Annotated in this window: 16 protein-coding genes; 1 reads left to right on the top strand and 15 read right to left on the bottom strand. The window is 53.3% G+C overall.

Translation table 11 applies throughout. The features are described 5' to 3' along the window. Positions 1-54: 54 nt before the first annotated feature. The 11 genes from HY282_07375 to HY282_07425 form a co-directional block, all read right to left on the bottom strand. Entirely contained in the window at positions 55-1,707 is a 1,653-nt protein-coding gene (locus HY282_07375) for a hypothetical protein (protein MBI3803569.1), read from the bottom strand. Positions 1,708-1,820: 113 nt separating this feature from the next. Beyond that, complete coding sequence (locus HY282_07380) at positions 1,821-4,406, bottom strand: hypothetical protein (protein MBI3803570.1); 2,586 nt, start codon at positions 4,404-4,406, stop codon at positions 1,821-1,823. A 90-nt stretch (positions 4,407-4,496) separates the two neighbouring features. Then, positions 4,497-5,138, bottom strand: coding sequence for a hypothetical protein (locus HY282_07385; GenBank protein MBI3803571.1), 642 nt, complete (start codon positions 5,136-5,138; stop codon positions 4,497-4,499). A 122-nt stretch (positions 5,139-5,260) separates the two neighbouring features. After that, complete coding sequence (locus HY282_07390) at positions 5,261-6,391, bottom strand: hypothetical protein (GenBank protein MBI3803572.1); 1,131 nt, start codon at positions 6,389-6,391, stop codon at positions 5,261-5,263. Positions 6,392-6,411: 20 nt separating this feature from the next. Beyond that, on the bottom strand, positions 6,412-6,879 hold the full coding sequence (locus HY282_07395) for a JAB domain-containing protein (GenBank protein ID MBI3803573.1): 468 nt from the start codon (positions 6,877-6,879) through the stop codon (positions 6,412-6,414). Positions 6,880-6,968: 89 nt separating this feature from the next. Continuing rightward, a complete protein-coding gene (locus HY282_07400; protein ID MBI3803574.1) occupies positions 6,969-7,535 on the bottom strand; it encodes an RES family NAD+ phosphorylase in 567 nt (188 codons plus the stop codon). Then, a complete protein-coding gene (locus HY282_07405; GenBank protein ID MBI3803575.1) occupies positions 7,535-7,915 on the bottom strand; it encodes a DUF2384 domain-containing protein in 381 nt (126 codons plus the stop codon). The genes HY282_07400 and HY282_07405 overlap by 1 nt, the downstream gene beginning before the upstream one ends. 143 nt (positions 7,916-8,058) lie before the next feature. Further along, a complete protein-coding gene (locus HY282_07410) occupies positions 8,059-8,481 on the bottom strand; it encodes a hypothetical protein (GenBank protein MBI3803576.1) in 423 nt (140 codons plus the stop codon). A 38-nt stretch (positions 8,482-8,519) separates the two neighbouring features. Continuing rightward, complete coding sequence (locus HY282_07415) at positions 8,520-10,400, bottom strand: ATP-dependent helicase (protein MBI3803577.1); 1,881 nt, start codon at positions 10,398-10,400, stop codon at positions 8,520-8,522. Beyond that, positions 10,366-11,394: a toprim domain-containing protein gene (locus tag HY282_07420; protein MBI3803578.1), complete on the bottom strand. Its 1,029-nt coding sequence runs from the start codon at positions 11,392-11,394 to the stop codon at positions 10,366-10,368. Before HY282_07420 ends, HY282_07415 begins: the two co-directional genes overlap by 35 nt. 63 nt (positions 11,395-11,457) lie before the next feature. Continuing rightward, on the bottom strand, positions 11,458-13,005 hold the full coding sequence (locus tag HY282_07425) for a hypothetical protein (GenBank protein MBI3803579.1): 1,548 nt from the start codon (positions 13,003-13,005) through the stop codon (positions 11,458-11,460). Positions 13,006-14,653: 1,648 nt separating this feature from the next. Here HY282_07425 and HY282_07430 point away from each other — a divergent pair. Then, positions 14,654-15,736: a phospholipase D family protein gene (locus tag HY282_07430; protein MBI3803580.1), complete on the top strand. Its 1,083-nt coding sequence runs from the start codon at positions 14,654-14,656 to the stop codon at positions 15,734-15,736. A gap of 82 nt (positions 15,737-15,818) precedes the next feature. Here HY282_07430 and HY282_07435 read toward each other — a convergent pair whose 3' ends face one another. From HY282_07435 to HY282_07450, 4 genes are all read right to left on the bottom strand, one after another. Beyond that, a complete protein-coding gene (locus tag HY282_07435) occupies positions 15,819-16,124 on the bottom strand; it encodes a hypothetical protein (GenBank protein ID MBI3803581.1) in 306 nt (101 codons plus the stop codon). Positions 16,125-16,271: 147 nt separating this feature from the next. Then, complete coding sequence (locus HY282_07440) at positions 16,272-16,940, bottom strand: hypothetical protein (protein ID MBI3803582.1); 669 nt, start codon at positions 16,938-16,940, stop codon at positions 16,272-16,274. 275 nt (positions 16,941-17,215) lie between these two features. Then, complete coding sequence (locus tag HY282_07445) at positions 17,216-19,426, bottom strand: vitamin B12-dependent ribonucleotide reductase (GenBank protein ID MBI3803583.1); 2,211 nt, start codon at positions 19,424-19,426, stop codon at positions 17,216-17,218. A 292-nt stretch (positions 19,427-19,718) separates the two neighbouring features. Continuing rightward, positions 19,719-20,132: a hypothetical protein gene (locus tag HY282_07450; protein ID MBI3803584.1), complete on the bottom strand. Its 414-nt coding sequence runs from the start codon at positions 20,130-20,132 to the stop codon at positions 19,719-19,721. Between the last annotated feature and the right edge of the window lie 29 nt (positions 20,133-20,161).

Below are 20,161 nucleotides of genomic sequence, written 5' to 3' on the forward strand. Positions count from 1 at the left end.
GGCCCGCCACATACAATCGGCTGGGCCTCCTCTGTGTGCAACTGACTCTGGTTCCTACCCTTTCAATTCCTCAACGATGATGTTGTCCTCGCCGGCTTTCACCACGAACGTCAATCCTTGAAGCGGTTTCAGGTACCGCTCCAGCGCCCACGAAACCAATTTCGAGTGGTCATTCTTGAGGACCGCCAATAGGGACCGAAATTCCATATGGTCCTCTTCGAACCCCGCGGCGTCGAAATCATCATCTTCGTTTTGATAACTGAACGCCTGGTCGATCGGATAACATTCGCGGTACGGTCCATCGATGATCCAGAAGGTATCCTGAAGAAACGCGTCCTCCCGGACCTCCTTTTTCCCATATCCGGACACACGGAGATGATGGCGCTTGCAGATCACGACCCGCTTTCCACGCCATTCGCCCTCCGCCACGACTTCGGCCGGGTTCACGGAGACGCTCAGCTTCCGTAGAAAAAATCCCTCCAACTCCTCCGCTCGCTCCGCGGACCGAACCCAGTGGTTCGGATCGTCCCACGCGGCCAGAATCGGAAGGGAAAAGAGATAGGCCGCAAAGTGATGGCCCATGTTCTCCTCCGAAGGCCAAAAACAATAACGTGTTCCGATCAGGAAGCGTCGACCGTCCCCCTTTAAAGGAATATCGCCCGGAGGAACAAGCGCGACCGCATGCTCCTGATCATCCGCTTCGAACTGCGGCAGGTGCAACGGCTGCGAGATTACCCGCCACCGATCGGCCGGGATCGGAAGCGCTCGGACGAGATCCGAACAATCCCAATCAATCAGTCGATCGAAAAACTCCGCCGCTTTGCCGATCGCAATAATATGTTCCGCGACGGCTCTCTTCACGGCCCGATGCAGGGATACGACCTTTTGATAGACCTCATCGCTGTCGTAGAGGTAAATGCGGTCAGGGGCTTGTAGCCTCCAGGTATTGCCGATCAGGTGAAGATAGACAACCATTCCCGCCGCATGAAGGCTCGGCCACTGCCCCTCGCGATTGCCATACGGTCCCAAAGGCAATCCTTGATAATAGGTGAGATCAAGCGGCCGATGGTTCTGGCGATCCAATACGACCTGAGCGATTCCATCTGGAAATTGAAATTTCAGGCCCTTCCAAACATCCAGAGCGTGGGGCCTGGGGAGCGGCTGCCCGTTGAGGAAGACCGGGACAGGAAATCCCGGGACCAGGTCGCTCAGAAAATCCCGGAAATCTTCCGTGACGCGGTGACTTACCTGGGAGAGTGGTTTTACCAGGTGAACCGTGATGGCGGTCCCTTCTTTAATGTCATCCCGTTGAAGGAGGATCGCCTCCCCTCCTAAAAGCCGCTCCTTTTGAATGACCGCCCGCCAGCCTCGCGAGCGGACTTCGACCCTCCGGGCGATATCGATCGCCGACCAAAAACCGACTCCGAAAGGGAGGTCCTTCTCGATGATATCCGGTTCCCAATCCGAGGCGCCTGGATCGAGGAGCGCCTGGAAATTCTCGATTCCGCGACCGTTATCTTCAATCCTGAAATAATGAAGATCGGACGGATCGGTCAATATCGAGATGCGTGTCGCGCCGGCGCGGCGGGCGTTCTGCAACAGCTCCCCGATCCAGATCCGCTCGCCCGAGAAAACATCGCCGAACCTCCGCATCAGGGGTATAAACTTCTCATCAAGGCCAATCGAAGGTTGTTCCATCGTCTCCATAATTTTTATCTCCTTGTTTGGGTTGGCATCCTAACCCTCAAAACATCACGGCCCCGGAGGGAGATGGATCCCCTTCAGGGCCGCTTAAATTCGGTTGAACTCTCAACATGTTTTTACGAAACAGTCTCGAGGGAGGCGGCGCGCTTCCTTGAACGCGCGAAACCTCCGGAGAGAATTCCCTCTACCTGCTCCAGATGCGCTATCAGCGCGTCGGTTTTCTCGATGAGATTTTTGATTCTCCGCTCCGATATCGTCGACGAGGAAAACTGCTTCAGGTAACCAATATAGCGCTCCTGTTGGTTCATCGATTCCAGGGGAGAGAGGGCCCCATTCATCGCATTCACCCGCTCCGGATTCTGCTGAGCCAGGGAGTGAAGCAACCGACCGAGTTCTCGCGCCAACGCGTTTGAAGATCGCGTAAGAGGTAAGGCCTTGCCGGCCGAGGGCATTCCCCCGTCAAAAAGCGACTCCTTCCACTCTTTCCCGATCGCACCCGCAATCTCAGTCGCCGCCTGCTCGGCGAATTGGTTGAACTGAACAGCGGACCGCCTGATAATCCGCGATCGCTCTCCGATGTGAGAAATAACCGCTTTCTGTTCAGCCTCCGGAAAGGCCTCCAGAAGTCCCGTAATCTCGCGGCCGTTTAGAAGATATAGGGAAAACGGGTATGGAATTTGTCTGAGGAGAGGGTGATGACATTCAAAGCAAAATCCGTTGAACGGCCCGTAAATGTCTTTGATCTCCTTTCCGGCCGTCGAGAGAAAGATCGCGGAGAGAATATAAAACCGAGAATAGAAACGGTTCGAAACCGCCAGGATCGCGTCGAAGGCCCGCTTCACGCTGATTGAGACGACGGAGCCTCCCTTCGACCGGCGCTTCCGTTTTGAGAGGAGATCCCGAAGAGGATTTCTCTTAAGATGAAGGAGGATTTCCTCCTGCAGCGGAAAATCCCATTTTGATTCGAGCTCCCGGACCCAGGACTGAAGGTCCGCGATCGTCGCGATCTGCTGAAATCTTTTTGCGCCGGCTTCGTCGCGCATTTTTCTGAATCGTTCGACTTCATGAATCTGGAACGAGCGTTTAGACCCCTGAATCCGTTTATCGATCCTCGAAAAGACCGCTTCCTTAATTTGAATGAATAAGCGGAGGAGATTGGCCAGTTGTGCCATTCGCGAGGAGGTCCCCAGATGTTGCCGCTCCAGGGGACCCCATCGCTCCGGACTCAGGTAGAGTTCGACGAATTGCGGCAGGACACCATAATCCATCGCCAGAATATCGCATTCCGACCAGGCCGTTTGTTTCCCATTGGCTTCGCGAGCCGGAAGGTAGGCGCTCAACGTGATGAAACATTGCGCTTCGACTTGTTCCTTTCCCGTCAATTTCTCCCCATCGAAGCGATAGGCCGACATGGAAATCGGCGCCAGTTCCGCTCCGTTTGCCGAGAACGGCTGACCGGAGAGCGCCAGAATCAGGATCGGGTGGCTCGTATGCCCGGTGGCATGCCGGACCCGCTTAAAACCACGCGACCGCGCCGAAGAGACGAGGAGAGTCAGACCTCCGTCGCGCAATTTCATCGGAAGAACCTGGCGTGTGAAAGAGGTCAACGAAAATCCGTCGGCCAGCTTAGAAAGGCCGAATCCCCGGAAGGTTTTTTCCAACCCCTTCTTTGGAATGTCATTGATAAACGGAGGATTTGCCAACAGCAGATCGAATAGGCCGTTGGGGAGTTGATCGAATAGGTCAAACGCATGGCCCGATAGAACGCCGCAGCGGCGCGAAAGGGGGAGGGGCTCCCCGTTGCGGCAGGCCTCCGCCACGGCGGTGGGATCTACCCAACTGGTGACCTCCGCCATCTCGGCTGAGAGAGGGTTTAGGTCGTAACCGAGGGTTAAAAAACCAGGATGCGAAGCGATCGGCCGGATCAGGGCCCCTTTGCCGACGTTCGGCTCCAGGACATTGATTTCGCCTCCGGAAATGGAGGGCATCTGAAGAAGACGAAGAAGGTGTTGAAAGAGTTCAGGGGAGTAATAGGCCCCATTCCCCTCCTCGGAATTGAGTTTTCGCCCCGGGCGAGGAACCAGTCCCCCGTCGATGTTTTTCTCAATCGTCGAAAGACGTTCAAGGAAATGTTCGATCTGGACCGCGCTGACGTCCCCAGAGCAGAGCCGATCCAAGTCCTGTAGGAGAGACTGCGCGACGATCTCGACCGTTGCGTTGGGAGGAGACGCAAGGACGGCGCGCACGCCGGAGAGGAGCAACCGGCGCTGCGCCATCGGAGGAAGGCGTTCTCGAAGGTAAGTGAGCTGGGCCCGGACCAGGTCGACGGAAACCCGGAGGCCTCCCTCGCCCGAATAACCGCAATAGATCTCTTTCAAAGTCCGCCCCATCGCCTCCCACGATTTCGCGAGCTCCGGTCCGGGACGCTCTTTACTTAACCGGATCAGATCGCTCAGCCGCTTCCCAACCGTGCGAAGGGCATAAATGGATTGGATATATTTGGACGCTCGATCGTCAGCGTCTTGAAATTGCGTGGTCCAACTATCCGGAAAAACCAGATTCGATAGGAACCGTAGTTCAAAACCTTTCTTTTTGTCATGATTCTCCTCTATGGCGCTGATCATCAATACGGGAAGCGATCCGCTCGCGATCGGACCGTTTTCGATCAGCGCGAAGAGGTCAAGCTGCTCTGATGGTTTCACGCTGCGCGACATACTCTCCTTCCTGCTAGAGGCGGGGTCCCGGAGGTCCTCCGCGGACCCCGCTCAAATCCTAATAAGGCGCCGCCATTCTTAAAGCGAGCCGTTCTCCACGTCGGCGGTTTCATCATTGACCGACAAAGAGGTCTCTTTTTTTTTCAATCGGCCCGATCCCAACCCTCCGGTCAGGAGATCAATAAAGCTATGGGGATCAACCCGACGGAGGTCGATTTCCATCGGAAATTTAATTATGAATTTCCGCAAATCGTTTGGAGCGATCCGGTAAGGTTGGCCTCCTTGAGCGTCCGTTCGGTCGGTCGAATATCGTTTGGCCGCCAATAAATTTCGCTCGATCCACCGGACGACTTTCTTGGGGTCGCAACCGAGGATCGCGGCCGCTCCCCCAGCGGTTAGGTTTCCATCGCATTTCTTCGTAAGATGAAGATGTTTCGCTTTGAGCCTCACCGCCGTGACGGAGCGCCGAAGGTGGGAGGCCAACTCCCTCCATTTCTTTTTCGGCAGGTTTCGCTCCAGCCAAGCTTCCTCTTGCTCCGACCATCGGGGCTCTTTTCGACGTGTCAGACCCATATCGGCGGCCATTCGCTTGATGAACCATCTGGGATAACGAAACCCCAATTCTCGATCGATTACATCGATGGTTTTTGTCCTGCCATCATATTTACGTTTTATCAGCTCCCGTTCTTCCTCGCGAAGATGATACTTTCTTTCTCTCATCTTCCTTCTTCCTCCGGTCTATAATCGTCACCTCACTGAACCTTCCGATTCAGCCTCAAAAGAAAAGGGGGATCCCTGGATGACGAAACCAGGGTCCCCCTTTAACTGATTTTGGATCCGAGTTAGGCCGAGACTAATTCCATCGCCGCTTCTTCCAAGTCCAATTTCCTGTCGCCGGCCTGACTCTGCGCCATAAGAGAAAGTACGTTCGATAGTCTCCACGCCGATCGCTCCGGCGGCAGAAAGGTGACGTCGTTCACGTTTTCATACAAGGCCTCCGCGGTTCGGCCCAGCTCTTTCGTGATCACCCCGCGTTTGCGGAAGCTCTCCAGGGCTCCTTTAACGTCGATCTTCTTTTCGTTGGCGTTCTTGATCAGTTCGCAAACGGCGCCGGCTCGCCGTTCGATCCCATCCGCGATGATATCTTTGACCGCGCTCGCTACTGTCTTTGTGTCGAGATCGTAGGTCTGCTGACTGAGAACCAGTTCGTCCTCCGTTTTGAACCTTCGACCGATGTGGATCTCCCTCATGCAGTTTTCTCCGATGGCGAAGTTCGTACACCAAAGGCGCATCAGAAAGAATTGGATCTGAAGCGCTCCAGCGCCATAGTCCGAGGTGGTCAGGCTAAATCCGAAGGCAATGACCTCGTGCGGCGCCGGCGAGTAAAGACGATCGTAGATCAACTTGAGATGAAACCGGGTCTCCGTGTTCAACCCGTCGACCGGGACCAGTCCCGCTTTGATTCCCTCTTCCATAAAGACCTGAATAATGGGAGAGGCGTCCAGAGACCGGCGATAGGCCGAAGAGAGAACGCCCTTCACCGTATTTCCTACCGAGCGAAACAGAAGCCGGTCGACCCCCACCGAATGATCGATCAACCGCTTCATGCTCCCAAGCAAAAGCTCGTTGGCCCACGGCTCGTCGATCCTCCGTAGCCGGTCAAGATAGGCTTTTGGCATTCCCATCCGGGCAAGGGTTTGGCCCAAGGCGTGGTCCGTCAAGTTGAACGGTCTTTCTCCCAGGAGGATCCGTATTTGCGATGCAGTCGCCGCCCCCGGATCGATTTCATATCGGACTGCATTGGTCGGGACCAACATGTCCGCGCGGCTGTTAAATTCCTCTACAATCCCTTCGATCGCCATTTTGGCCTTTTCCCGTCCGCGCTCGAGGATCTCTTCCATTTTCGATCTTGCCCGCATCTCCGCTTCGGTGGCGGCCGTTTCATAAGATTGACTGCCATGATGATAAAGCATAGGCTAACCTCCTCTTTCTATTACGGATTCTCACACTGTTTAGGCGAACACTCCATGTCGGTCCGGATACGTTGTCGACCGACAATTGATATAACCTTGTCCCCTCCTATAATCAGAGAGTCGAGCAGAGGGATTCCTATCAGATCCCCCCCTTTCACAAGGCGTTGTGTGATTTGTTGATCCTCCTTTGATGGGGTGGGATCATCTGAAGGATGGTTATGAATAAAAATAATTTGAGACGCATTCGTAAGCAGCGCGACTTTGAATACCTCCCGTGGGTGAACGATACATAAGTTCAGGCTGCCGACCGCCAAGGAATGGATATAAGTCGGTACGTTCTTATTATCGAGACAGATCACCAACGCTTCCTCCCGATCATGAAACTTATAATACGCCGTGAGCATCTCGTAGACCGCTTCCTTAGAGATCAGCCTTGTTGCCCAACTTGGGCGACTCTCCTTGATCAGCTTTAACTTTACCCAGCGCATTCACACTCCCATGCAGATAAACAAAGAGGCCTTGGGAGATAAACTCCCAAGGCCTCTGCCTTCATTTATTTTTAATCGATTAGTTTATTTTATTTCTTTCCTCGGAACACCCACTCCATGATCCGCTCGGGGTCATAGATATCAATAGAGGATCCCTGCTTTAGCCGATCCATCAGGATCCCAAGATTGCTTCGACTAGGATCAACACGCGAAGGGTAGACGATCGCCTCAAAGCGCCGGCTCGCCCGGATCAGACGGCCCAGCCGTTGTGTGATCGCCTCCTTTCCCAACACGTTCTGAGCGTGCCGCCATGGGGTGAGCAGATTCTCTGCGGTTATTCCCAAGCCTTCGCACACTTCGGCCGACGTCAGATTGATTATGCTAGCAAGCCTCGCCTCGACCGTGAAGAGGATCGAAGGGGGAAATTTGACGGAGAAGCCCGGAAGGGATTCTTTAAGAGCCAAATCCGGCCCGGAGGCAAGATAGAGAACCTCGTGCTTGCCTTTTCGATTATAGCGGCCACCCGTCTTTTTTGATCCGAATGCTCCGAGGGGATCCTGTATAAAATCGACACGGACGATCCGGTAAAAAGCGCCGGAGAGAGGTTCGGGTGAAACCTGTCTTAGAAATTTTAGAACCCGATGCTCGGGTAGCATCAGCGAAGGGCCCCGGTCCTTATCTCATTGAGATAGTCAATGAGGGCCTGGGCCTTACCTTGGATGATGAGTTGTTTAGGGGTCAGTCCGGCGTAGTCAGGATTAGGAGCATTGAGCCAGAGTTGCGCTTCTTCCGCATTTTCAGTCAACTCATGCAGCAGGGTTAGGACTGCCACGATGTGGGTAAGCCGCTCTTGAATCGGGCGCGAACGCGGGTTCTTTTGAAGGGTGCGCAAATTCTTGCCGACCGCCTGGGCCATCTGTTCAACCGTAAGCCCCAACTCCTTTCTAAGATTATCCAGATTGATCGAGCCGGTCGCATCATAGAGGCCTCGCTCGACATGCCTGAACAGCCTAAACTTAGCGGGAGCCGTAGCCATAGTAGTTCTCCTAGCAAATGGTTCGTTTAGATATTCATACCATAGTTCACCATTTTCGTCAATAGAAGGTTCATGCAATAATCTTCGGGTAATCGATACCCCCCTATGCGCGTTGATCCTACAGAAATAAGCGGACATTTTTTCTACTTCATTATCGTCCCCCCGAAAAATTTCTTTGCTTGATGGACCTTCCTGAGATGCTCCTCTGTCCAACCTGCCTGCTTGATTCTGTAAATCTCCTCCGGAAGATATCCCACCTGGTTTTCAGGCAAGCGTTTCAAGGCGTGTTCGCTTCCGACAATCCAAACCGTGTCGCCTAAGACCTTGCTGTCGATCTTCACCTGAAGACTTTCCAGCTGGTCGAGGTAGATAAGCACCTCTTCTTGGTTTTGATCAATCCGGCTCCGCAGCTCCTCCGCCTCAGCTTTTCTTAAGTCGGCCGATTCCGGAGAAGCGCCCAAAAGGTCGGTCAGGATGATCTTATCCTCCAAAATCGAAGGACGAAAACCCTTTGTCCACGCCTCCGCCATCAGGGGATGAACCTTATTTAAAATCTCGATCTTCATTTCCAATCTCCCAGAATGTCGTTGCGCCGAATTCGGCCTTATTTCGGCTTGATCTTCGGGTTGATGATTCTCCCCATCTCGTGGATAAAATATGACGGTTCCCTCACCTCGTTTTGCACATACCGGGAATGGGTGATGTAGACCCGATCTTTGGCCCGCGTGATGCCGACATACATCAGGCGTCTCTCTTCTTCGATGCTCCCTTTCACATGAGGCAAGGTTCCCTGAAGGGCGCCGATCACAAACACGACACGAAACTCCAATCCTTTTGCGCCATGCAATGTAATCAGTCTGATGCCTTTTTTCTCCTTTGGCACCCCACCCTGGATCGCCGAGATCGCCATCTCGTTTAGGAAATTGATCAGATTCGGGCCGGCGCTCAGCTCGAATTGGTCGGCCATCTGAGCGAGTTCCTTTAAATACCCAATCCTCTTATTGACGTCCTCCTTTCCTTTACAAAATTTCTGAAGGTGGGCGACATAACCGAATTCGACCGCGGCGGCCCGCATGAGATCCGAAATACAGAGGTCGGCCATTCTGTTTCTCAGCCGATCCAAACGCTCGAAGAGCCGAACGAGCCCTTCTCTCGCCTCTCCTTGGACATATTCATTCTCGACCGCCATTTCAGCCGCATGATTCAGGGAAACTCCCTCCCGCTCCGCCAGGTCCTCCAAGAGATCGGCAACCCGGGCGCTGACCCCAGACTCCAACTTGAGTAAGCGCTCATACGCCGATGTGTTTTCCGGAAGGGCGACCGCGGTGATCAGGGCCAGCATATCTCGGACCTCCCGATGATCGTAGAAGGAGCGGTCTCCCGCTTTGCGGCAGGGAATACCCAGGCGATTTAAAGCCCCTTCCGCCTGGGCCAGCTGAACATGACGCCGGGCAAGAATCGCGATCTCTTCGGGAGGAATGCCCCGTTGAAGATGCGCCTGAATTTCCCGCGCGACGAACTCTCCCTCTTCGGTCTCCGACCCAAACCCTCTAATTTCGATGGTCCCTTCTTCTTCCCTGACAGAGGAAAGCTCTTTTTGAAACCGTGTAAAGTTGTTCTTGATCAACGCCGCCGCCGCGGTCACGACCAACCTCGGAAGACGGAAGGTTGCATTCAGCGTGATGATTTTCGGAGAGAAATCGGCGACAAAATGTTTTAGGACGTCCGGGGTGGCCGATCTGAATGAATAAATCGACTGGTCGTCGTCTCCCACAACTACGATCCCCCGGTCCTTTCCCAGAAGGGAGATCAGATGGTACTGCGCGAGGTCGACGTCCTGAACTTCATCCACGATCAGATGATTCCAGAGCGCGCGGACCTCGCCCAATATCGCCGCATCCTCGGTAAAGAGCCGAAGGGTGAGGTAGATTAAATCATTGAAGTCGATGCATCCTTGAAGACGCATCCGCTCCTGATAGAGGTTGAATATTTCGACGAAATCGCTTTTCTCCTGAGCCAGGCCTTCTGAAGAACTAAATTGAGCCTTTACCCGGCCGATCCGGCCGCCGAGTTCGGTCAGATCCAAAGCGGCCTCATTCAGACCGAGTTGCCGAATGGTGTCTTTGAGAATTTTGTTTGACTGCTCGGTGGAAGCGATGTTGAACGCCCCGCTGTATCCTGCGAGCTTGTGAATATGCATTCTCAGAATCTGCGCGCAGGCGCCGTGGATTGTTCGGATCCAAGAGAGACGTTTGCCGCTCAAGAAGAGAATTCGGTCCCGCATCTCTTGGGCTCCCCGGTTGGTGAAGGTAATGCCGAGAATCTTTTCAGGATCCTCGCCCTCCTGTACCAGTGCTGCGATCCGGGTCGCGATCGTATGGGTCTTCCCCGTTCCCGGGCCGGCGAGCACCAAAAGCGGACAGCCTCGAGAAAGCGCGGCCTCTTTCTGCTCAGGGTTGAGTCGTTCCAGATTGAGCGCTTCCAATATATCCCCCCTTTCTGATGTATTCGTTGATATCGCATCCAGCCGGCAGATGCAGCTTTAGACACAAGCTGTTTCTCCGGTGCAGCTCCTCCCCGACCCATGCCGCGGCTTTTTCGCCGGCGGGATCGGGGTCCAGGCAGAGGACCACTGTTTTGCCTGCAAAGAGATCGAGCCAATGCTCGTCAAAACCCCACGTTCCGGGACTGCCGATCGCGGGAAATCCAGATTGGAGCATCGTCAGGGTATCGATCTCCCCCTCGCAGATGAAGAGGACCGACGATTCCGCGATGAGGTCATGGTGATAGAAATAAGCGGCCCGTTCGGTCATCGCAAATCGCTTCACCCTCTGTGTGACCGCTTCCTCTTTGGTCAAAAGGCACCGGCCTTGAATCGATTGAATCCTTCCCTCGATATAGTAGGGAAAGAGAAGGAAAGGGAGCTGCTGTTTGGCGAAAATGTAAAAGTGCGTCAACCCAGCCGCCTTCAGGATCTCCAACCCATATCGATCCCGAAACCTCCGATAAGCCGAAAGGTACCGATCGGGAGAGAGATACCCGACTTTCATCTTCTCGATGGTCTCTTTTCGGATTCCGCGCGACGCGAGATATTGAACCCCCGTCTCCTCCACCGGCGCCGCATTCATGAACGCCTGAAGGAGCTCGCTCTTCCTCTCCGGACTGATGGACACTGCGTCCGTCGACCGCGCCTGGACCCTCTCTGAAGGATACCGCTCCCTTCCTTCCTGAAGAAAGGAGATCGCCTCTTTAAAGTCGAGACCGAGGACCTGCATGACCAGGTCAATGACCGATCCCTCGACACCCCGGCAGACGTAACAGTGAAACTGGTTTTTATTGAGGTTCAACCGGAGGGAAGGGTTGCGATCGGGTTTATGCGAGAAACAGTGGGCCAGCTGTCCCTTTACCTCCAATCCAAGGCGTCTTGCGACCTCCTGGATCGGGATTTCCTTTATTTCATCCAATGGTTGTGAGATCAAATGAACCTCCCGGAGGCAGGCCCTTGCGAAAGGCAAGGACCTACCTCTCTGAATGATTTCAATTTAGAATCCTGCATCCAGTATTTGTCCGGTCGGTTTTCTGACGACCGAAAGTTGTGGAGGAAGGTTGGAGGCTCCCTTTTCCTTCTTTTGGCATTCTCGGCAGAGCGCTTTTTGGAAATGCTTGAGTGAATATCCTTTTACATCCGGCGAGAGAAGGCCCCGGCAAGATGAGCAGCGTTCCCATGGAGAGATTTTATATTCCTCGATCGATCGTTCTAGGTTTCTGAGCTCGTCGAGGGTAAGATCGCTCATCCTCGTCTTATGAAGCCGGCCCGTTTGAAGATTGATAAAGTCCATCGGAACCGGTCCCCGGGGTTCGACTTCGTTCTGGATTTTCGTTCTGAAGTGTTCTATCTCACCTTCCGTATGGCTCGCGGGAAACAGCGGAATCGATTTTGCCTTGTCTTCGCCCTCTGATGACGCCGGACGTTCCTCATTGACCTCCGGTGTGACGGTGGTCGGGGGTTCGATTTTACGGTCGGTTGGAATATCTTTCTTATCGGCTCCATCCACTGGCTTAGGCTCTGAAGAAACGGCCGGGACACTGATTCCAGGATCCCCGGCAGCGGGACGATTCGGCGCCATCGGCAATTGAAACGATCCACTGATGTCGAAACCCGCGTGTTTCACCATTAAATCCGACAGGGGCAGTTCCGGGCAGTCGATTCCGAAAAGCCACTGTTTCAGCCGGATCTTTGTTTTCTTCTTTGCGTCCCAACCTGCGACTTCCAACTCGTATTTAAAAAGCCAGAACGGGATTCCGATGAGAGAGCCCCCCGCCTTGGAGAGCGCTTTGTTGAAACGGACGATCTTTTCCATGACCCCTCGGACGGAATACCACGAGCTCGTCGGAAGCCTCCAGATGTCCGTTCCAGGCACGCCAACGATGAGGAAGTTCATCAGTCCGGAGAGCCTGCAATACCCGTTTTGATAGACCGGGCACTCATCTGGCACGCAGGGGAATTTCTTCAACGTTCTCCGAAACGGACGGTTCGGCGTACTCCCATTGTCTTCGGGTCCGTCCAGGCTCGTATCCCGGGTCGCGATCAACTGTCCGTTGATCGGCTCGGAGGAACAATAAAGCCCCCGTTTTTTAAACGCCATCAACTTATGCGGAATAATCTTCCACCAATTGTTGTCGGTAAAAATAATCCGAAGGCGTTTGATCTCCCCTTTCTCATTGGCATAGAGTTCCCGTATCCGGTCTGCCGATTGCGGGTCGCTCTTGCACTCCGTCCCGTACACCGAAAAATACCCGACGTTTTTCGGTTTGAGCTCTTTTCCGATCACCTTTTCGATCTCTCGCGGAGAAATATTCTCCTTCATCATCTTCTGATAAATCGCGAGTTCGTTCGGAGTCAAACGATTCGGCTCCTCTTCCTTCGGAACTTTAATCCCGGGGCGTAGAACACCGGCGCACGATCCGGATTGGCGATCTTCCAGGATCGATTCAGGCTCGCGGAACATCTCTACCTTTCCGTCCGCCGCCGCGTCGCTGAAATGGATGAAATCTTCTTGCGGTTTAGCTGCAGCGACTGTCGATTTCACAGGCCCTCCTTTCGATTTATATTAGTGAGTTGTACTTTCGGTCAAATTTTTCGACCAAGCCGTTCGGCAGCGGTCCGTTCGGATCCAGCCGAAGGCGGTTTACCACCTTTGAGAATCGCGTTCGCCGGTCCTTCCGGATCAAGCGAAAGAGCTCCTTTTTCGCCGCTTCCAAATGTCCCCGCATCCGATCGTGAATTTTCGGATCGGCGCGCTTAAGAGATTGGCAAAATACAATATTGCAAATGGCGTCTGAAAACAGGCGCTCTGGCGCGATGCTTATTCGTTGATCTGACCCTACAACTGATCTATTTTTCCTCATAGAGCGATCCTCATAAGAAAAGCAGACCCCGGGAGGATTCTCTCCGCCCGAGGTCTGCCAGTCAATTTCCCGTTTCCTCCGTTGAAGCTTGCGCCCCTTCGGTTAGGAGCCTCTTATTCTAGAAGCTCCATATCCGGCATCCTTGAGAATCGATTGAAAAGTTGTGGATCCGATCCGGCTGGCGCTGCCCCTTCTGAAAACAGAGCGGCGAGCTTCCTTTCCCTGTCGGTCCATTCCCCTGCCATTTTGCGAGAAATCTGCCTCCGATCGAAGATCTTTTCATGGGTATTCCTCCTCGTCATGTTTTTGTGTGGTTACTGATTTCGATTGACAAGAAGGCCCCAAACCAGTAGACTAAAATCTGAGTTGAAAATGGTCTCCTGAATAAGGGGCCTTCGAAGGGGTCAATCAGTTCGAGCTGGTTGATCCCTTTTTGTTTTCCTCGCGCTTCCCTGAAGGAGTCGATGGATCCGAATTTCCCGCAGATATTCCTTCCCCTCAGGAAACGCGAACTCTTCCTCCCTTCGGACGAGCTTCAAGCCGGCCGCGGCCCTTCGAATATAAACCCTGGCCTTTGCCGCTTCGGTCGATAACACATCTTCGTTCGGGGTTGCTGTACAAGTCATCGTCATTTAATACCTCCTTAAGTTTAAAAGTTTGCTTTGTCTACTGGGCGAATGAAAAGCCCACGTGTCGATATCGCGAGCGATTTCCGCTAAGCCGGATCGCCGGTCTGTTCGTCGTTCCGGGATCCCGCCCGCACTGGACGCACCTTCCCCGCTCAAAAGATCCCTCCTCTGTATGAACAGGTTCATTGACGACATTCCCACCACATCGATTGCATCTCATTTGATACCTCCTTTAATTAGCCTCCCGGGAAATCCGAGAAGGGCGCTTTGTTAGACCGCTTGACAGCCAAGCGGAACGGTTGATAAACTCTGGGCATGACAGCCGAAGAGAAATTCTTAATTGCCGTTTATTCCAAAGAAGTCTTTGAGGGGAGCCGAATTCGGCAAGACCCTCCGGTCTGTTGTGGCCGAGAATCGATCTTTTTAAAACCAAGGTTTTCTTTAAGGAAGTGTCTACATTTGGCAGGAGATACACCCTCCTGGAGCCGGTTTGTCCAGGGTGCGGTATAAGAATCGAAGCTACTGCTTGTACAATTCATTGATTCGTCGCTGAAGATACTGTCTTACACTTTCTTGGGTCAGCTATTACTCATCTCGACTCCACTGCATACTTTTAGCGATGCAATTAATCTCAAACACCGACTCCTCAAATCCCGAAGACCTCACTAAGAACACTGCGGAGCAATTTATTGGAAATCATTTGAAAATGATCCGCCAATTTTTGGCCTCCTCCGACCAGGTTTTAATCGCAAGCCCATTTTTGTATCGCGACTTCGGTCCCCTCTTTAAAGACTTAACTCTTTCGGGGCTTAAAGATTTAACCCTCGTGACAACATGCAGGCCCTGGAAAGACGACCAACTCGTTAAGCCGTACTCGATTAGAAGTTTTGTCGACTCGCTTCGATCGTGCAGCTCTATCAGGTGGCCTGTTATACATATCGATCAGAAATTACACGGGAAGGTTTACCTATTTAAGAAAAACGGAAAATACACAGACGGTATCGTGACATCGGCGAATCTGACTGGGAAAGGGCTCGACGGCAATCATGAATGGGGCGTTCTCATCAACGACCCGGAGATATTGACTCGCCTAGAGGCCCAGATCATCGCCGGCGTCGATTATGTTTCGATCAGGGAAGATGGGCTGAAGATGCTCTGTGACACAGTTGATATATTTAATCGCGCCAATAAACAAACTACAAAACCTCCAGAAATCGACATTGATATCGGTCTCGACAACATCCTCAATCACTACTGCACCCCAAGCGAGGGAAATCATAATATCGTTCTTAGGAAAGGCGCTCAGTATTTCATTAAGGTCTCCGGGGTCACGGGTCGACCAATCCTCCCGATCGATCGACGCCCTTTCGACCAACCCCACGCTGAATTATCGTTTGCCAAGCAGCCGAAGAACCTTCGACTCGGGGACTGTCTATTGGAAGTTGCGGTGGGAGAGATGTGCTTCCTGAGTTATTATGCCTGCGCCAGCGCCGTTCGTGAACGGACCGACCAGGAACGCAGGCAGGACGCGGACTGCGCAAGATGGCCATTCTATATCTACGCCAATAACCTTTCATTGGCCTATGGCAAGATTTGGTTTGACCAACCTCTATATTATGACCAAGTTATATCCGATTTCAAAACGGCCTTCCCGAATATCGATATCACGCCTTCTGGTAAAGAGGATTTCAAAGGCGCCATTCAATTGGGTCATAGTTATATCCGAGTGACCGACGAATTCGGAAAATTTGTAAGAGAGAGGTTAGACAAAGCTGGTCCATAAAAAGGCTTCCAACCGACGCCTTCACAGGATGTGGTTGGGTTAGATGTGATCTCCGATTCGGTATGAACCGGGCTTCGTTCCTTTAGACCTTTTGTACTCTTTGGTACTGTCCATTGATGATCTGATGCTCTACGAATTTATTGCCGTAATTCTCTCGACCATCGCGGAGCACCTCGTCAATCATCGCCGCAGGCAGAGATATTTGGAAGGATTCCAAAACGTCCAAAAAACCCTGAATCGATTTTGGATGAGACTCTTCTTCATTTAAATTTGAATATAGAAATCGCTCCTCTTCATCCTTGCACTCCGGGTTTTCGATGAACATAAAAAATCCCTGTAGAGGACGATCCCAGCCAAAATAGATATCGATCGGCTCTTCCTGGTGCATGGTTCTGAAAAGATGTTTTGAAATAGCGCCACCTCCGGTTAATTTATTGTTTCGTTTTCATCTTCAATTGCCTAAAAGTCAGCGTGGGGCGTTAGCGGATCAAGAAGGAATCCGCTAACCCCACCCGACCTGCCGTTCTCTTCCTATTCAACGGGTCGTTAACTCAGGCAAGCCCTCTTTCGAGACGAAAGGAATCGCGTTTAAACGCTCCGCATACTCCTTGAATTTTGGATCTCCCTCCTTTTCCTTCAGAAAGGCCTGCAGAATGGAGCGATTGACCATTGCGACCAATCCCGCGTAATCTTCTCCGATCACGCTCAGGACAGAGACCGAGGTGGCCTTTTCGCGATCGATCATCATCGTGGAGCCTTTCAAGCGATCGCCCGCAAGAATTTTCATCGCCATCCCGGAACGGCCCTCCTCGCGAAAGTGGACCAAAATCAATTTCCCTTCCGAAGGACAATCGTCCGAGCAGACGATGACGGTCCGGTCCAATCCAGCGGCGTATCCCCGGGTTGCGCGTACGACTTCAGTCTGAAATGCCGCCTTAATCACCGCCTCTTGTTCCTTTTTCGCCGGCGTGATCTCAGCTGAGACTTTAATCACGTCGTAACCCGCGAAGACCGGTGTGATACCGCTCATTTCTTTGGCCATGTTTCCGGCCTCATACCCTACGACCCCGGCGCGTCCGGCGTGATAGGCGTTTGTCGCTCCCGACACCGCCTGGAAGGCGCCGAAACAACCCTGCAGCGCCCCGGCCAGGAGGATCCATAAAGCCACCCCTGCCATTTGAATGACCTTTCTTTCCGTTTTCATCCTGATACCTCCCTTTTTGAATGTGACATCCTGTCTTTCCCCGCAATAGACGCAACGATAGGTTTTCTCGCTCTCTTCCCAGAAAAGCGCCACCACGAAACGTGTCCCCTCCGGACCTCCCGTCGCGCAATGAACGCAAGCGCCGCGGGCCCGAAGCTGATTGATCTCTTTCTCACTTCGCTTCAAACGCATATTTTAAACGTCCTCAAGGTTTTTGACCCTTCGCTCGACTGAAAGAGAATCTTCCGGGTCGGAGCGATATTCGAGCGGAGCGATCAGCACCGGCTATAGCCGCACTCCACGTTCGGACACTTCATGCACCCTTCCTGCATCCGCATCGTGTCTTTACATTCGGGACACGGCTCGGTGATTGTGACCGGCTGGCCGACGGAATCCATGACCTTTTGAATTCCTCCGTTGATCGCCATCAAAGGAACCCGGATGTCGCCGTACTCCCGATGAACTTCATGGAGATGATGGGCGATCCTTGTGATCGATCCCCCCAATCGCAGAATCTCCGAACCAAAGCGGCCGACGATCGCAACCAGGCTCTGATGCTGTCCTAAGGCCGGGTTGGCGAAGATCTCCCGCGGTTTTCCATTCAGGAACGCGACGTGAATATACGCGTTCCCATCCTTCGTTCGAACGCGGACCCGTTTCTCGTCGACGATATCCGGCAAATCCAGAACATCGCCCCAGTGAAGCATCCCTTGTAAATCTCCTGTACCGTTTCCATTTTCCTTCGCGCTGACCTTTCCGACATTCATCACCTGATCCGGCCGGCTGCCATCCCGGTAGACGGTGATTCCCTTGCAGCCTGAGTTGTAAGCCAAAAGATAGGCCTCCTTCACCTCCTCGACGGTTGCGTGGGGAGCGAGATTGATCGTCTTGCTGACGGCCGAGTCGCTGAATTCCTGGAAAGCGGCCTGCATCAAGACATGCCATTTGGGCGAGATCTCATGCGCCGTTACGAACACTTGTCTCCATTCCAGCGGGATCTGCTCGAGTCCCCGGACCGATCCATGGTTCTCGATGATCTGATTCGGAAGATCGTCGCTCCAAAAACCCTCTCGCTTCGCCACCTCAACAAAGTAGTCGAGCGCATAAGAGAGCTTCTCTCCCCCCATCACGTTCTTGTACCAGATCAGGGAGAATTCCGGCTCGCACCCTCCGGAGGTATCGGCGATCATGGAGATCGTCCCGGTCGGCGCGACCGTGGTGATGTACGAGTTGCGGACCTTCTCTCCCCTTTCTTCATGACGGGATCCGCTCCAGTTCGGATAGACCCCTCTCTGTTCCGCGAGACGTTCCGACTCTTGATACCCGGTGTCTCGAATGAACGCCATGACCTGTCGGGCCGTCTCGAGTCCCAATTCCGAGTCGTAAGCGATGCCCAATTTAAACAGCATCCGCGCGAAGCCCATGATTCCCAACCCGATCTTTCGATTCGCTTTCGTGACCTTCTCGATCTCCTTCAGCGGGTACCGGTTCATATCGATGACGTTGTCGAGAAAATAGATGGAAGATCGAATCGTTTCCTCCAGCGCAGGCCAATCGATCCTGTATTTTCCATTCTCCTCGATGAGGTGCCGCTCCAGACTGACGCTTCCCAAGTTGCAGCTCTCGTAGGGCAGCAACGGCTGTTCTCCGCACGGATTGGTCGCCTCGATTGAACCAATGAGAGGCGTGGGGTTGGTCTTGTTCGCCCGATCGATGAAGAAGAGTCCCGGCTCGCCCGTTTTGTGCGCTTGCCGTGAGATCTGCTCCATCACCTCCCGGGCCGATATTTTCCTGACCACCTCCCCGGTCCGCGGATTGACGAGCGGATAATCCTCTCCCTTTTCGAGCGCCTGCATGAAGCTGTCGGTGATCGCGACTGAGATGTTGAAATTAATCACCTCCCCCGTGTCTTCCTTGCACCGGATGAAATCCAAGATGTCCGGATGATCGACCCGGAGGATCCCCATATTCGCGCCGCGCCGTGTGCCACCCTGTTTGACCGCCTCCGTCGCATGATTAAAGACCTTCATGAAGGAGATCGGTCCCGATGCGACGCCGCCGGTTGTCCGAACGTGATCGTTCTTCGGCCGAAGCTGGCTAAAGGAGAAGCCGGTGCCGCCCCCGGTTTTATGAATCATCGCCGTCTGCTTGATCGCATCGAAGATCTCCTCCATCGAATCTCCGACCGGCAGGACGAAACAGGCCGAGAGCTGCTGCAGATCCCGGCCGGCGTTCATGAGGGTCGGCGAATTCGGAAGAAACCGAAGATCCGACATCAGCCGATAGAACTCTTCCGAGACTGAATCGATATCGGCGGCCGGATCATAGAGTCGATCGGCTTCGGCGATGTTCCAGGCGACCCTTCTAAAAAGCATCTCCGGTGTTTCGACGACTTTCCCATCTTCCTTCATTAAATAACGCTTCTCGAGGACAAGAAGCGCATTCGATGTGAGCCCTTTCTTTTTCTCCGTAGGTTCGAGTTTCATTTGAGTGTCTCCTGTTGAGATAGCCTAAATTTAATTGATCGTGAGGTTCCTAAAGCGCAACTTCTATGCCGGGGACGAAAGAAACCGATTCGTTCTATCCGGGCGAATCGCAACCTCCCAAACCCCCTTTGATGTTAGGGACTTATCACCGGCCGCTCGAAATATCCCGGGCTGCCAAGGAGTCCCGGATCGGGATCGTCCGCTGTTTGGGTGTTCGGAATCCGGACAGTTCGGCTCCCTTTTTCGAGGTAAGACGCAGGAAGAGGAGACCCTCCCCCTGCGTCCTTCGACCTCAGTGGGTATATCGCGACTTCACGTATCGTATGACCTCTCCCCGCACGCTCCGGCAACTCCTGACGCTGCCTGGATCGATCCTGCAGACCTTTAAGACCAGAATCGCCTCAAGAATCTCATCGATCGATCCCTTCGCCAACGCCACCTCCCCGACCCACCTCTCCATCGCCGACAAAAAACGGAGGTCTTCCTCGCCGACCACCTGATAGATGAACAAGGAGATCCGGTCGGCCGCCTTGAATTTCAACCCGAAGCTTTGGGCGTAATGTCTGGCCGACATTCTCCAGGAGAGATACCTTGAATACCGGCTCCTGTTAAATGTCCCGCCCGCCGATTCTTGGACGGCCGGAACGGAGGCCCCGACGGCGCCGATTGCTTCACTCTTTTTATGACCCGATTTGATCCCGCGCATATTCAATCTCCTTTTTTAGGTTTAGGTTT

The sequence above is a fragment of the Candidatus Manganitrophaceae bacterium genome (genome assembly GCA_016200325.1).
GTDB lineage: Bacteria > Nitrospirota > Nitrospiria > SBBL01 > Manganitrophaceae > Manganitrophus.